A 14,096-nucleotide genomic window follows, 5' to 3' on the forward strand; every position below is an offset into this window, starting at 1 on the left:
CTGACTTCACGCACATACTCAACAATGGGAAAATATAATTTTGACAGCCCGGTTGACCGCAAAGGCACCGGAGCACTGAAATTCGACGTACTTGAAGAGCGCTACGGCGACCCCGATCTCCTGCCGCTCTGGGTGGCCGACATGGATTTCGAGACCCCCGGCTTCATCACCGACGCCCTGCGCCGGAGACTCGACCACTCACTTTTCGGCTACACCGTAGAACCCGCCGAATACTGGCCCACCGTGATCCGCTGGATCGCCGACCATCACGGCTGGGAGGTGGAACGCGACTGGATCACCTACATACCCGGCATAGTGAAAGGCATCGGCATGGTGATCAACGTCTTCGTCAGGGAAGATGAGAAAGTGATCATCCAGCCCCCGGTCTACCACCCATTCCGCCTCACGCCCGAAGGCAACCGCCGCGAAGTGGTCTTCAACCCGCTCAAGGAAAACCCCGACGGCAGCTACAGCATGGACTTCGACAATCTCGAAAAAGTCGCTGACGAAAAATGCCGTCTGCTCATCCTCTCCAACCCCCACAACCCTGCCGGCATCACCTGGGACCGCGAGACCCTCCGCCGCCTCGCCGCCTTCTGTCACCGCCGCGGCATACTCGTCATATCCGACGAAATCCACTCCGACATGGCGCTCTGGGACAACCGCCACATTCCTTTTGCATCCGTAAGCCCCGAAGCAGCAGCCTGCAGCATCACATTCGGCGCCCCGTCAAAAACCTTCAATATAGCAGGTATCGTCAGTTCCTACGCCATAGTGCCCGACCCGCAGATCCGCCAGCGCTTCTTCAGCTGGCTGACAGCCAACGAACTGAACGAACCGACCCTTTTCGCCCCAATAGCCACCATAGCGGCCTTCAGCCAGGGCGAGGAATGGAGGCAAGAAATGCTACGCTACATCGAGGGCAACATCGACTTCGTCATTGACTATTGCAAGGCCAACATGCCTCAGATCAGGCCACTGCGCCCGCAGGCCAGTTTCCTTGTATGGCTTGACTGCCGCAGTCTCGGACTTGACCACGACGGCCTGACAGACCTATTTGTGCGCCGCGCACGTCTTGCGCTCAACGACGGCGAGATGTTCGGCCGCGAGGGCCGCGGCTTCATGCGCCTCAATGTAGCCTCACCCCGCTCCGTGATCCGCGAAGCCCTTGACCGCCTCCGCAACGCGATCATGGAAAAAGCCTGAACACCCCTCTTCACATCACAACTCATCCGGCCCGGCTCCATACCGAGGCCGGATGAACTATTTTTAACAGCCGGGGCCGGTTTTTTGGGATTGCGGTATTGGCAGGACGATGAATATTTACTATATTTGCATTTAATAACTATAAATAGGTGGTTCTCCTTGCCGGAGACCGCCGTAAAGAAACAGACAAACAACCCTCAGGGCATGCCGTCAGCGGCTTCATCAATTCCTATTACATGAATATCCAGATCTCAAAAGCAAACTCTCCCGCAGGAGAAATCACACTCTACACTCTTACGAACAAATCAGGCGCTTCGGTGACACTGTCGTCACTCGGAGCAGGCATTTTGGCAATCAATGTTCCCGACGCCGAAGGCCGTCTGGCCAACGTGGCGCTCGGCTACAAGAATCCCGCATCATATCTCGCCGACGGCCCCTGCGCCGGCAAGGTACCCGGCCGGTTCGCCAACCGCATAGCCCTCGGCCGTTTCTCGCTTGACGGGAAAGACTACACACTGGCCGTCAACAACGGCCCCAACGCCCTCCACGGCGGTCCGACAGGCTTCATGAACCGCATCTGGGAAAGCCGCGCCGACGGCAACAGTGTGGAATTCACCTATCGCGCTGCCGACGGCGAAGAAGGCTACCCAGGCAATCTTGACGTCAAAGCAACCTACACCTGGAGCGATGACAATCAACTCACCCTCCAGCTCCAGGCCGATACTGACGCGCCGACAGTCATAAATCTCACCAACCACGCCTATTTCAACCTCGATGGTGAGAATGCAGGCTCAGTGCTTGACCATCAGCTCAGGCTCAAGGCCTCCCGCTATCTGCCCACCGACGACACCCAGATTCCCACCGGAGAACTCGCGCCCGTCAGGGACACTCCGATGGACTTCACAGAATTCAAAGCCATAGGGCGCGACATCGACGCCGACTTCCACCCCCTCAAAGTAGGCAAAGGCTATGACCACTGCTGGGTGTGTGACGGATATTCCAAGGGCCGGCTTCAGGAGACTGCCGTGTTGCGCTCCGACCGTTCGGGCCGCGAACTCCGCATCTCCACCACTCAGCCCGGCATGCAGGTCTACACCGGCAACTGGCTCGCAGGCTGCCCCGAAAGCATCTCATCAGGCGCCTACAGCGACTATGACGGCGTGGCCATCGAATGTCAGAACTTCCCTGATGCCCCCAACCATCCCAAATTCCCCACTTCACGCCTCAATCCCAACGAAAAATATAACGAAACAATAATCTTTAAATTCACAACTCTCTGAGTCATGAAACCAACCCTTTTTGTACTTGCTGCCGGCATGGGCAGCCGCTACGGCGGTCTCAAACAGCTTGATCCGCTCGGCCCCCAGGGCCAGACCATCATGGACTACTCAATCTATGACGCGATCCAGGCCGGCTTCGGCAAAGTTGTCTTTGTAATCCGTAAAGATTTCGAAAAAGATTTCCGCGAGAAGATTCTCTCAAAATATGAAGGCCACATTCCGGTCGAAGTGGTATTCCAGGCAACAGACAAGCTTCCCGAAGGCTATGTATGTCCGGCTGACCGTACCAAGCCCTGGGGTACAAACCACGCCGTGATGATGGGCAGCGAGGTCATCAGCGAACCTTTTGCCGTGATCAATGCCGATGACTTCTACGGCCGCGATGCCTTCCGCGTGATGGCCGAAGACCTCATGCGTCCCCGCGACCGCAAGGGCGACTACTCGATGGTAGGCTTCCGCGTAGGCAACACCATGACAGAAAACGGCTCCGTGGCCCGCGGCGTATGCTCCAAAGGCGCTGACGGCAATCTGACCGGAGTGGTAGAACGCACCGCCATCTCCTACGCCCCCAACGGCGACATCGTCTTCACTGACGAAAACGGCATCGAGCAGACCCTCGACCCGATGACCCCCGTGTCAATGAACCTCTGGGGATTCACATCCGACTATTTCGACTACTCCGAGCGCGAATTCCGCACCTTCCTTGACAAGGATCTCAACACTCCGAAGGCCGAGTTCTTCATTCCGCTCGTGATCGACACTCTCATCCATTCAGGCGAAGCCACCGTCAAAGTGCTTGACACAGACTCGCGCTGGTTTGGCGTAACCTATGCCGCCGACCGTCCCGGAGTGGTCGAGAAATTCGCCCAGCTCCACGCCGAAGGCATCTATCCGGACAAAATGTTCTGATCAAAAATCTCTCACAAACCCAATACACATTCAACACCATCATGGAACTCAAAACCAAAGTCAGCGAGGCTTTCGCATCGCATTTCGGAGGCGAAGGCTCTCTCTATGCCTCAGCCGGACGCATCAACCTCATCGGCGAGCACACTGACTACAACGGCGGCTTCGTATTCCCCGGAGCCATCGACAAAGCCATCATGGCCGACATCCGTCCCAACGGCACTGACAAGGTCAACCTCTACTCGATAGACCTCGACGAGTCAGCATCGTTCGGACTCAACGAAGCCGATGCCCCCTCGCAGCAGTGGGCCCGCTACGTGTTCGGCGTATGCCGCGAGACCATCAAGCGCGGCGGTTCGGTCAAAGGCTTCGACGCGGTGTTTGCGGGAAACGTGCCCCTCGGCGCAGGCCTCTCATCGTCAGCAGCACTTGAATCATGCTTCGCATTCGCACTCAACGACCTCTTCAACGGCAACACTATCGACAAATTCGAACTCGCCAAGATCGGCCAGTCGACCGAACACAACTACTGCGGTGTCAACTGCGGCATCATGGACCAGTTCGCTTCGGTGTTCGGCAAGAAAGACTGCCTGATCCGCCTCGACTGCCGTTCGCTCGAATTCGAATATTTCCCCTTCAAACTCGACGGCTACCGCCTGGTGCTTGTCGACTCAGTGGTCAAGCATGAGCTCGTTGACTCACCCTACAACAAGCGACGCCAGTCATGCGAGAACGTGGCCCGCCGTCTGGACATCGACACCCTCCGCGACGCCGACATGGAGATGCTTGATGCTGTCAAGGCCGACATCTCGGCCGAAGACTACATGCGCGCAAAATTCGTCATCGAAGAAAAGGAGCGAGTGCTCGACGTCTGCGAAGCCCTCAACCGCGGCGACATCGAGACCGTGGGCAAACTCATGTATGCCACCCACCACGGCCTCTCGAAAGACTATGAAGTTTCATGCGAGGAACTCGACTATCTCAACGATATAGCAAAAGAATGTGGAGTGACCGGCTCCCGGATCATGGGAGGCGGCTTCGGAGGCTGCACCATCAACCTCGTGGCCGACGGCATCTATGACAACTTCATTGCCACAGTCACTGAAAAATTCAACGCCCGCTACGGCCACCAGCCGAAGATCTACGACGTAGTAATCTCCGACGGTGCCCGCCGCGTGGAATAAGCACCCCCAAACCGGTCCCCGCATCAGTGTGCCCGGTGTGCACACTGATGCGGGACCTTTATACAACCCGATCTTAATAACAGACACACACTGAAGAACCAAGCAAAATGATTAAAGCCCGAATAACACTGACTTTAATGCTCCTGTCGGCCCTTCTTGCCACAAGCCTCAGCGGCTGCCGCGAGAAACCGTCAGATCCGGACCGCACCTACTATTCAGAACTCCGTGCAGTAAAGAAACTCGTTGTAGGCCGCATGACTCTCTCAAAGATGGCCACCATAGATGACATCCGGCTGAGCGAAGCCCAAGGCCTGAAACAGACCGCCTCAGCACTGCTTGCCGCCATCAAACCCGGATCACGCAAAGCCGCCTATTCATATGACACATATCTGCGCGCCTACATTGATCTTGAAAAACTCACGCCGGCCGACATCAGCCTTAGCGCCGACGGCAAAAGCATGCAGCTCACACTTCCGGCCATCGAAATCGAATTCACAGGCCGCGATGCCGAGATACGCGAAGAGCACTATCGAGTCACCGGACTGCGCTCCGAAATCAATGCAGACGAACGCGCAGCGCTGAAAGAAGAAATGAACCGTCTGCTCAAAGAAGAGGTCAGACAGAACCCGGCGTTCACCTCACGTCTGACCGAACTTGCCAAAACCAAGGCCGTGACCTACTTCACCCAATGGGGCCGGAGCCAGGGCATAGATGTCAGCATCCGTTTCAAAGATTAGATATTTCAGAAACAATTTTAGGTTCAATCTTTTAGCCACTCATCAAAAGACTGACAGACACTGATATTATGAAACTACTCAGCATACTGCGCTGGACCGTACTTCTGGCGCTCACAGCCACCGTAATTTTTCTCGCCATCCGATTCAAAAACTCCCCTGAGGCCTCGACCCACAAGATACAGCAGGCCCTTGTCACCGAAATAAAGCCAGCAATGGAGCTATGCACAGTCGAATTTATTGAAGACGTGCCCATAAAAGCCCACATCGGAACCCGCCATATTTTTGCCCGCACCACTCTCAGCGGCTTCATCTCCTTTGACCTCGACAGCGCCGCCACCCGGATGAAAGGCGACACCATAATAGTGACACTGCCGCCGGAAACTGTCGAGATCCACGAATCGACACTGCCCGGATCATATGAGGTGATAGACACCTGGAACGAAAAACTTCTCGGCTCGACAAGATTCACCACCGCCGAAGAAAACGACATCAAGCGCAAGGTCATCGACAACTTCCGCCGGAAAATCTACGCCAAAGGCTATGTGCGCCAGGCGCGGGCCGATGCCGCCGCAACGCTCTCACAGATGCTCTCGGCCATGTCGGCATCTCCGGTTGAGATCTCTGATCCTGCCCCCGGAGGCTATTTCAAGCCCTGAACAGCCGAAAACATGACGGCCTGCGGTGCGGTAGTATAATTCGCTCACCGTGAACTTTCCGCTCATTTCATTTGTCTAATTATTACTAATTAGTTATCTTTGCGCCATGAATTCTGAGGAACGCAACGGGCAATATGTCCGCATCGTATATAAAACGCCTGGAATTATGAGACAGATAAACCCCGAAAAGTTAGCCAAACTCTCAACCGCCAACTCAATGCTTGATGAGAAATATGGCGCACCCGGCACTCCCTCGCGCGAGCAATTCAACGAGGAATCTCTCGCGTGGTTCTATGGTAATATGCTCCGTGAACGTCGCAAGGAACTCAACCTCACACAGAAGCAGCTCGCCGAAAAACTCGGTCGCGAGCAGAGCTACATCGCCCGCGTCGAGAACGGCAAAGCCGACATTCAACTGTCGAGCTTCTTCCGCATCGCAGCCGTTCTCGGTATCCAGTTCATACCAACTTTTGTGAACTGATTTGATTATTTGACTTTGCTGTGCGTGATTTTTGCTCACCTCTCATATTAAATTGTGACTTAGAGCACGTCGGAGGGAACGGGAATCAAGGAGCCAGCCTTGATTTTTATGCTGCCGGTGTAAAAATATCTGACGGCCTGCGGGCAGTGATGGCTGAAGAGACTGAAAAGCTGCTTTGCATTTCGCCGAATTATTATTAATTTTGCAGACTGAAGTACAGCGAAGTCAAGCAAGAGCCGGATTCTCTTACGCGCGCGTACATATATTTATTAATATATTACACTCAACAACCAGTCATCGGGATCTTCCCGCCCCTCTACAAAATCTCCATGCAACAGACTGATCAGAATACTCTCCACGAAAGAAAAAACGAAAACGGAGCCGGAAACGGCAAGGCCAAGAAAGCGAAAAGCCACCGCGGACTGATAGCCACGCTTTGGACTGTCTTCGCTCTCGGCGTTATCGGAGTCTTTTTCTTCCTCTTCCTTGTCTACAACGGAGTGATAGGCTACATGCCTCCCGTTGAAGAGCTTAAAAATCCGACTGACCGCTTTGCCTCGGTGCTTTACTCGGCTGACGGCAAAGAGATCGGGCGCTATTTCGTAGGCACCGGCAACCGCGTCTATGCTGACTTCGATGAGGTGTCGCCACACGTAATCGATGCGCTTATCTCGACTGAAGACGTGCGCTTCGAGGAACATTCGGGCATCGACATGCGAGGCCTGGGACGAGTTCTGTTCAAAACCGTGCTCATGGGCAACAAGAACGCAGGCGGCGGATCGACTCTGACCCAGCAGCTTGCCAAGCAGCTCTACTCGCCGTCAAGCAGCGGATTCCTGTCGCGCGCCATGCAGAAACCCATCGAATGGATGATCGCCGTCAAACTCGAACGCTACTATTCGAAGGAGGAGATCATCAAGATGTATCTCAATCAGTTTGACTTCCTTTACAACGCTGTGGGCATCAAATCAGCCGCACACGTCTACTTCGGCAAGGCCCCTAAGGATCTTAAGATAGAAGAAGCCGCCACACTGGTAGGTATGGTGAAAAATCCATCGTATTACAACCCCGTGAGGCAGAACGAGCGCACCCGGCAGCGCCGCAACGTGGTTCTGGCACAGATGGAAAAAGCCGGCAAGATCACCAAAGCCGAGCTTGACTCTCTGTCGGCGCTCCCGCTGACCCTCGACTTCAACCGCGTGGATGCCAAAGACGGAATCGCGCCCTATTTCCGCGAAGAACTCCGCCGCATGCTGCGCGCCCACAAGCCCGAACGGCAGAACTACCGATCATGGGAAACCCAGAAATACGTAGATGACTCGATTGCCTGGGAAACCAATCCGCTTTTCGGCTGGATCGAGAAAAATCCCAAGCCTGACGGCTCGAAATATGACATCTATACAGACGGTCTGAAAATCTACACCACAATCGATACCCGCATGCAGGCTTATGCCGAAGAGGCTGTGGCCGAACACCTCGGCGGCTACCTCCAGCCGGCATTCTTCCGCGAAAAGCGCGGAACACGCGGAGCGCCTTACACCTCTGACCGCGCCGAGCTGTCGGAAATACGCCGCAACCACCTGATCCGCAACGCGATGAAAAACACCGACCGCTACCGCACAATGGTAAAGGCCGGCGCCTCGCGCGAGGAGATAGACAGGGCGTTCAACACGGCCCGCGAAATGAAGGTGTTCACCTATCACGGTTCTGTTGACACGGTGATGACACCGCTCGACTCAGTGCTCTACCAGAAGATGTTCCTGCGCACCGGATTCATGGCAATGGATCCGCTCAACGGCCACATCAAAGCATATGTGGGAGGTCCTGATTTCGGCTACTTCCAGTATGACATGGTGTCGACCGGACGCCGCCAGATCGGTTCTACTGTCAAGCCCTTCCTCTACACCTATGCGATGGAAGAAGGTTTCACCCCCTGCGATGAATTTTCCAACACCCAGCCGGTGATCACTGACGAAAGCGGCCGCGTCTGGGCTCCGCGAAACGCCGGATCGGCGCGCGTCGGCGAGATGGTCAATCTCCGCTGGGCGCTCACCAACTCCAACAACTGGATTTCGGCACGCCTGATCTCTCAGCTCTCTCCCCCATCGCTCGTCAGAACAATGCACAATTTCGGTATCACTGCCGACCTGCCTCCGGTGATGTCGCTCTGTCTCGGTCCGGCCGATGTCTCGGTCAAGGAAATGGTCACCGCCTACTCGGCCTTTGCCAACAACGGCATGAGAGTCGACCCGATGTTTGTGACCGCCATAGCCGACAACAACGGCAATATAATTTCGGAATTTTCTCCGCGCCACACCGAAGTGATCAGCGAGAAAGCCTATTACCGCATACTCTCGATGCTCCTCAATGTGGTCAACGAGGGAACAGCCCACCGAGTGCGCTCACGCTACGGACTGACCGCCGAAATGGGAGGCAAGACCGGAACTACCAACTACAATGCCGACGGCTGGTTCATGGGCTTCACCCCGCAGCTTGTGGCCGGCACCTGGGTCGGCGGCGAGGAACGCTTCATCCACTTCAACACTATGGCCTACGGCCAGGGTGCCGCTATGGCCCTCCCGATCTATGGCCGCTTCATGAAAAAAGTCTATGCCGACAAGAGCCTGAACTACAGTCAGAGCGCCCGCTTCGACTTCCCGGCCGGAGTGGATCTCTGTGAAAAAGAGTTCTACGGCTATTATGACGAGGAAGTGGATGCCGACAACAATGCCGAAGACACCTCGATGGAAGGAGTCTTTGACTGATTACTTCGACTGACAATCCGAGTATATTTGACAGAGGGCTGCATGAAAATGCGGCCCTTTGTCAAATAATTTTGCAAAGTTGACGAAATTCGTTACCTTTGTCGGCGAAAATGGTTGCTCGGACGTGAAGAGTCACGCAGACAACGAGCACAAAAGGGAATCCGGTGCAAATCCGGAACAGTACCCGCTGCTGTAAGTTCCACTCCATTCAATCCGGATGGAAAGGTCTGCTGCAAAAGCCATTGCCCCACACCTGACAGAGCTGAAAGGCTCCGAGGGAGGACGAGAAGGCGCAGACAGGCCGGAACAAGTCAGAAGACCTGCCATTTTCCTGACATATGAATTTTGCGTCTGCGGGAATTTACAGACAGGAATCCACTCTTTCAGCAACCATCGGCGGCTACAAGGCAGGGAGTCAGAACACGGCACCATGATCAGAGCCGAAGGCAGGAAAGAGAAAAACAATGTAATCAATTGCATCATCCTATCCGCATCTTTTCGCGCGCAAAACCGCAGAAAAGACGCGGATTTTTCTTTTCGGCATTTTTAACCAATAAATGATAACATGACTACAAAGTTTTTCTACCTGCCGTGCATCGTCGCACTGGCCTGTATGCTTCCGATGACCAGCTGCTCTGACGACAAAGACGCACCCGAACCCCTGGTTCCGGAATTTGTCATCACCGGCTGCGAAGGAGTCCAGGATTTCAACCGTGGCGAAAGCAAGACCTACAGCGTGGATGCCAGCAACATCGCCCAAATCACCATCTCGGCTCCGACCGGCTGGACGGCTGACTACTCGGATGGCATTCTGACCGTCACCGCACCTTCTGACGAAGAGCGCGACGTTACCTGCAAAGGCAACATCATCATCTCGACCATGTCAGAAGACGAAATCGAGGCAGAGGCAGCGATCGAGGTGTCGACCTACGAACTGCGCTTCCTGACTTTCGAGGACGCAGACGCGCACTTCAATTCTTTCACACTCCCATACTGCAACAAGACAATCTCGACCTGGAGCGACCTCATTGACAGCAAGCAGTATGGAGGCGAGCTGCTCTACGGCTCTGACGGCTATGGCATGGACGATCCATACAGCTGGTATGACCAGAACAATACCGAACTGCGCCACTCCATGCCGCCGGCTTTCGACATGTACTGCTACTGGAGCGGCGGCCACGCCATCTCGAATTATGCCGACACAGATCTGAGCCACGGCGATTTCTCACACCAGCTCTCAGTCTATGGTGCCGGAGGCCACAACGGATCAAGCAACTTCGCCATGCACTACGGATATCTTGACGGCTCGCAGTTCAATATGAACGAGGGACTCCCGGCCATTGAGTTTGCCGACGGCAAAGCCCGCATCATAGATCATATGTGGGTAATGAACTCCACATATGCCATGAACTGCTATATCTCCGGCAACGGCCTCACCGCCAAGATCGGTCCTGACGACTGGGTGCAGATCGTAGCTACAGGATATGCAGCCGATGGCAGCAAGGCAGGCGAAAGCAAGTTCTATATGTGTAACGGGCCTGACTACATTGTCCGCGACTGGACCCGCTGGGACCTTTCCGAGTTAGGCAAAGTGGCTAAAGTTGAGTTCAACGTGACCGGATCATCGGACAACGGCTACGGCTTCAGCCAGCCTGCCTATTTCGCCTATGATGACGTGGCAGTACGCTTCGAAGAATAAAATAATATGGACAGAATGATAGAAAGAACGGGCACAGCCACCGCCATACTTCTGGCGGGGGCTATGCTCTTTTCATGCAACCGCGACGAGGTGATCGAGAATGACAACGCGGCGAAACCGCATATCATCCTTGACAGCGAGAGCGGAATCTATACGGTGAATGCGGGCGACGAACTGACGATAGCTCCGGCCTACCGCAATGCCGAGGGTGCCTCGTATCTCTGGACTGTAGACGGCACCGAGGCCGCGACCACTGCGGAATTCACCCGGCAGTGGACCGAGACGGGCGAATATTACGTGACCGTCACCGTGAGCAACAAGGCCGGGAGTTCCAGCGAAGACCTGAGAGTGGACGTGGTCGATCCGGCCGCTCCGATAATTTCACTTCCTCTTGCAGGCAACTCTCTGACGCTCGCCGTGGGATCGGAATATGTGTTCCGCCCGGAGATCAGCAACAGTGACAGCCCGGATTTCAAGATCAGCTGGACACTCGACGGTGTGGAAGTCGGCTCGGATATGGACTACCGCTTCGAAGCCGGGGAGACGGGTGATTACAAGCTGACAGTCAGAGCCTGGAACGCCGATGGCGAAGATTCGGTGGAGATCAGCATATGTGTGGCCGACAAGCTGCCTTACAGCCTATCATTCCCTACACCGTCATATTTCCAGACATCAACCACACGCTACACGTTTGCCGGACGCCCCGTGTTTCTGAGTCCGCTAATCGAAAATCTTGCGGCCCGGAAATTCTCATGGACGGTTGACGGAGTGGCAAGCGAATGCACTGCGCGGACCTTCCCCTTCACCCCCGATGCGCCGGGCGAATATATTGTCAGCCTGACGGTCGACGAGACGGCAAGCGCATCGGTCAAAGTGGTCTGCGTGGATGCCACAGAGGCGCAGCGCTGCCGCAGAGCTTCAGCCGGAAGTTCGGCCGAGAGCACCAAGGTGTTTGAATGGGTTCCGGCTCCTGGCCAGTTCATAGGCGAGACTTCAACCGGAGGAATGACCGGCAATGAGACAACACTTGCCCAGGCAAACGCGTGGGCCTCGGAGCGACTTGCCAAGAAAGCCTTTGTCTCTCTCGGAGGGTTCGGAGGCTATATAATAGTCGGTTTCGACCACAGTATCAGCAAGAGAGACGGGCAGTTTGATTTCGCCGTCATGGGTAATGCGTTTTTCAACGCTACAACCGGATCGGGAGGCTCCAACGAGCCCGGTGTGATCTATGTCATGCAGGATGTCAACGGCAACGGACTTCCCGATGATGAATGGTATGAACTGCGCGGATCGGAGACCGGAAACGCCGGCACACGTCAGGACTATGCAGTGACCTATTACCGCCCTGCCGGGCCGAAGATGAATGTGCAGTGGACCGACAACTACGGTGGCGACGGCTGTGTGGACTATCTAAGCGCCTTCCACCGTCAGGACTACTACTATCCGGCCTGGATCGAAGCTGATTCATATACCCTCCACGGCACCTGCCTGGCAGCCCGGACCTCTCAGGACCCAAGTTCCGGTTTCTGGGACAACAGCGCATTCGGCTGGGGTTATGCCGACAACAAAGGCAGTGACGACCTCGGCGGCCCGAACGGCTCAGGCGGCGAAGGACAGCGCAACGGATTCCTGATCGAAAACGCGATGTATCCGGACCTGACGCATATAAATCTCCAGTATATCGACTTCATAAAGGTACAGACCGGAGTCAATTCCAAATCCGGATGGCTCGGAGAAGTCTCTACCGAAGTGTTCAATTTTCAGGACCTCTCGCTGATGCCTCAGTAGGCATGACAGAAGCCTGAACCATTAGACCATAACTCCAAACTTTACTCTTTTTTCTGCCGACCGGCAGGCCCTGCCGGGCTGACGGACGCAAGGGAATGACAGTGTTCCCGCCGTCTGAGACTTTCAGGATACTCTGGCCTGAAAACGACCAGACAAAAAAGATTCCCTTGCATCCGTCAGCCCGGCGGGACCTCCGATCATCCGCGCCGCAGACAGCAGGCAGTTGGCATTCTCGCATAAAAGAAGTAATTTTGCGGCGCTTAAACGCACACAAGACAAATGACAGTGAAATCAATGCTGAAACCATTCTCAATATTCATTCTGGTACTCTCTTCTCTGGCCCTGGGCGGGTGTATGGAGTGGGACTACGGCGAAACGGAAGACTTCGATGTCACCGGATCGGGCCTTTTCATAACCAATGAAGGAAACTTCCAGTACGGAAACGCCACTCTGAGCTACTACGATCCGGCCACAAACACCGTGCAGAACGAGGTATTTTTCAGAGCCAACGGCATGAAACTCGGCGATGTGGCCCAGTCGATGAGCATCTATGACAACAAGGGGTGGATAGTGGTCAACAACTCACACGTCATCTTCGCCATAGACCTCAACACCTTCAAAGAGGCCGGACGCATAGAGAATCTGACATCACCGCGCTATATCCACTTTCTGAGCGATGAGAAGGCCTATGTCACACAGCTGTGGGACAACCGTATCTTCATCGTCAACCCGAAGACATATGAAATCACCGGCTATATCACGGTGCCTGACATGACTATGGAAAGCGGATCGACCGAACAGATGGTGCAGTACGGCAAATATGTGTACTGCAACTGCTGGAGCTACCAGAACCGCATCATAAAGATCGACACCGAAACTGATCAGGTGGTCGACCAGCTGACCGTAGGCATCCAGCCTACATCACTGGTGCTTGACAGATATGACAAGATGTGGACCGTGACTGACGGCGGCTATGAAGGCAGCCCCTACGGCCATGAGGCACCGTCGCTCTACCGCATCGATGCCGCGACGTTCACCATCGAGAAGCAGTTCAAGTTCAAATTCGGCGACTGGCCTTCGGAGGTGCAGCTCAACGGCACAGGCGATACGCTCTACTGGATCAACAATGACATCTGGAGGATGGATGTCACCGCAGACCGTCTGCCGGTGAGACCGTTTCTGGAATACCGCGACACAAAATACTACGGACTTACAGTCAATCCCTTCAACGGCGAAGTCTATGTGGCGGATGCCATAGACTATCAGCAACAAGGAATGATCTACCGCTACAGTCCGCAGGGTGAGCTTATCGATGAATTCTATGTAGGCATAACACCGGGTGCCTTCTGCTGGAAATGACAGTTACTTACCGGATTGCATCTATGAAAAAAATT

Annotated in this window: 11 protein-coding genes and 1 riboswitch; all 11 genes read left to right on the forward strand. The window is 54.7% G+C overall.

All coding sequences use genetic code 11. From position 1 onward, the window contains the following. The first annotated feature begins 24 nt into the window (after window positions 1–24). The 11 genes from C5O23_RS05615 to C5O23_RS05665 all read left to right on the forward strand — a co-directional run bounded on the left by C5O23_RS05615 (window position 25) and on the right by C5O23_RS05665 (window position 14,061). On the forward strand, window positions 25–1,206 hold the full coding sequence (locus C5O23_RS05615) for a MalY/PatB family protein (RefSeq protein ID WP_107031971.1): 1,182 nt from the start codon (window positions 25–27) through the stop codon (window positions 1,204–1,206). Window positions 1,207–1,355: 149 nt separating this feature from the next. Continuing rightward, window positions 1,356–2,486 carry an aldose epimerase family protein gene (locus tag C5O23_RS05620; RefSeq protein WP_240597697.1) on the forward strand — a complete coding sequence of 377 codons (1,131 nt, stop codon included), beginning with the start codon at window positions 1,356–1,358 and terminating at the stop codon, window positions 2,484–2,486. Window positions 2,487–2,489: 3 nt separating this feature from the next. Further along, on the forward strand, window positions 2,490–3,395 hold the full coding sequence (locus C5O23_RS05625) for a sugar phosphate nucleotidyltransferase (RefSeq protein WP_107031972.1): 906 nt from the start codon (window positions 2,490–2,492) through the stop codon (window positions 3,393–3,395). Between the two features lie 41 nt (window positions 3,396–3,436). Beyond that, window positions 3,437–4,576: a galactokinase gene (gene galK / locus C5O23_RS05630; RefSeq protein ID WP_107031973.1), complete on the forward strand. Its 1,140-nt coding sequence runs from the start codon at window positions 3,437–3,439 to the stop codon at window positions 4,574–4,576. A 107-nt stretch (window positions 4,577–4,683) separates the two neighbouring features. Continuing rightward, the gene (locus tag C5O23_RS05635) at window positions 4,684–5,313 is read left to right on the forward strand and encodes a DUF4230 domain-containing protein (protein ID WP_107031974.1); all 630 of its coding nucleotides are present in this window, start codon (window positions 4,684–4,686) and stop codon (window positions 5,311–5,313) included. A gap of 68 nt (window positions 5,314–5,381) precedes the next feature. Next, the gene (locus C5O23_RS05640) at window positions 5,382–5,969 is read left to right on the forward strand and encodes a DUF4230 domain-containing protein (protein ID WP_107031975.1); all 588 of its coding nucleotides are present in this window, start codon (window positions 5,382–5,384) and stop codon (window positions 5,967–5,969) included. Between the two features lie 166 nt (window positions 5,970–6,135). After that, window positions 6,136–6,450, forward strand: coding sequence for a helix-turn-helix domain-containing protein (locus C5O23_RS05645; RefSeq protein ID WP_107031976.1), 315 nt, complete (start codon window positions 6,136–6,138; stop codon window positions 6,448–6,450). Window positions 6,451–6,779: 329 nt separating this feature from the next. Further along, a complete protein-coding gene (locus C5O23_RS05650) occupies window positions 6,780–9,215 on the forward strand; it encodes a transglycosylase domain-containing protein (RefSeq protein WP_107031977.1) in 2,436 nt (811 codons plus the stop codon). 94 nt (window positions 9,216–9,309) lie between these two features. Then, window positions 9,310–9,557: riboswitch (cobalamin riboswitch) on the forward strand. 223 nt (window positions 9,558–9,780) lie between these two features. Continuing rightward, window positions 9,781–10,914: a DUF4465 domain-containing protein gene (locus tag C5O23_RS05655; RefSeq protein WP_107031978.1), complete on the forward strand. Its 1,134-nt coding sequence runs from the start codon at window positions 9,781–9,783 to the stop codon at window positions 10,912–10,914. A gap of 15 nt (window positions 10,915–10,929) precedes the next feature. After that, a complete protein-coding gene (locus C5O23_RS05660) occupies window positions 10,930–12,702 on the forward strand; it encodes a PKD-like domain-containing protein (protein ID WP_240597699.1) in 1,773 nt (590 codons plus the stop codon). A 294-nt stretch (window positions 12,703–12,996) separates the two neighbouring features. Then, the gene (locus C5O23_RS05665) at window positions 12,997–14,061 is read left to right on the forward strand and encodes a glutaminyl-peptide cyclotransferase (RefSeq protein WP_107031979.1); all 1,065 of its coding nucleotides are present in this window, start codon (window positions 12,997–12,999) and stop codon (window positions 14,059–14,061) included. The last annotated feature ends 35 nt before the right edge of the window (window positions 14,062–14,096 follow it).

It is taken from the genome of Duncaniella muris (assembly GCF_003024805.1).
In the GTDB taxonomy this organism is placed as follows: Bacteria; Bacteroidota; Bacteroidia; order Bacteroidales; family Muribaculaceae; genus Duncaniella; species Duncaniella muris.

Bases quoted from the DNA above. Each gene is read 5' to 3' on its own strand.
- C5O23_RS05645 (WP_107031976.1), top strand. From the start codon at position 6,136: ATGAGACAGATAAACCCCGAAAAGTTAGCCAAACTCTCAACCGCCAAC.
- C5O23_RS05655 (WP_107031978.1), top strand. From the start codon at position 9,781: ATGACTACAAAGTTTTTCTACCTGCCGTGCATCGTCGCACTGGCCTGT.
- C5O23_RS05615 (WP_107031971.1), top strand. From the start codon at position 25: ATGGGAAAATATAATTTTGACAGCCCGGTTGACCGCAAAGGCACCGGA.
- C5O23_RS05660 (WP_240597699.1), top strand. From the start codon at position 10,930: ATGATAGAAAGAACGGGCACAGCCACCGCCATACTTCTGGCGGGGGCT.
- C5O23_RS05640 (WP_107031975.1), top strand. From the start codon at position 5,382: ATGAAACTACTCAGCATACTGCGCTGGACCGTACTTCTGGCGCTCACA.
- C5O23_RS05625 (WP_107031972.1), top strand. From the start codon at position 2,490: ATGAAACCAACCCTTTTTGTACTTGCTGCCGGCATGGGCAGCCGCTAC.
- C5O23_RS05665 (WP_107031979.1), top strand. From the start codon at position 12,997: ATGCTGAAACCATTCTCAATATTCATTCTGGTACTCTCTTCTCTGGCC.
- galK (WP_107031973.1), top strand. From the start codon at position 3,437: ATGGAACTCAAAACCAAAGTCAGCGAGGCTTTCGCATCGCATTTCGGA.
- C5O23_RS05635 (WP_107031974.1), top strand. From the start codon at position 4,684: ATGATTAAAGCCCGAATAACACTGACTTTAATGCTCCTGTCGGCCCTT.
- C5O23_RS05650 (WP_107031977.1), top strand. From the start codon at position 6,780: ATGCAACAGACTGATCAGAATACTCTCCACGAAAGAAAAAACGAAAAC.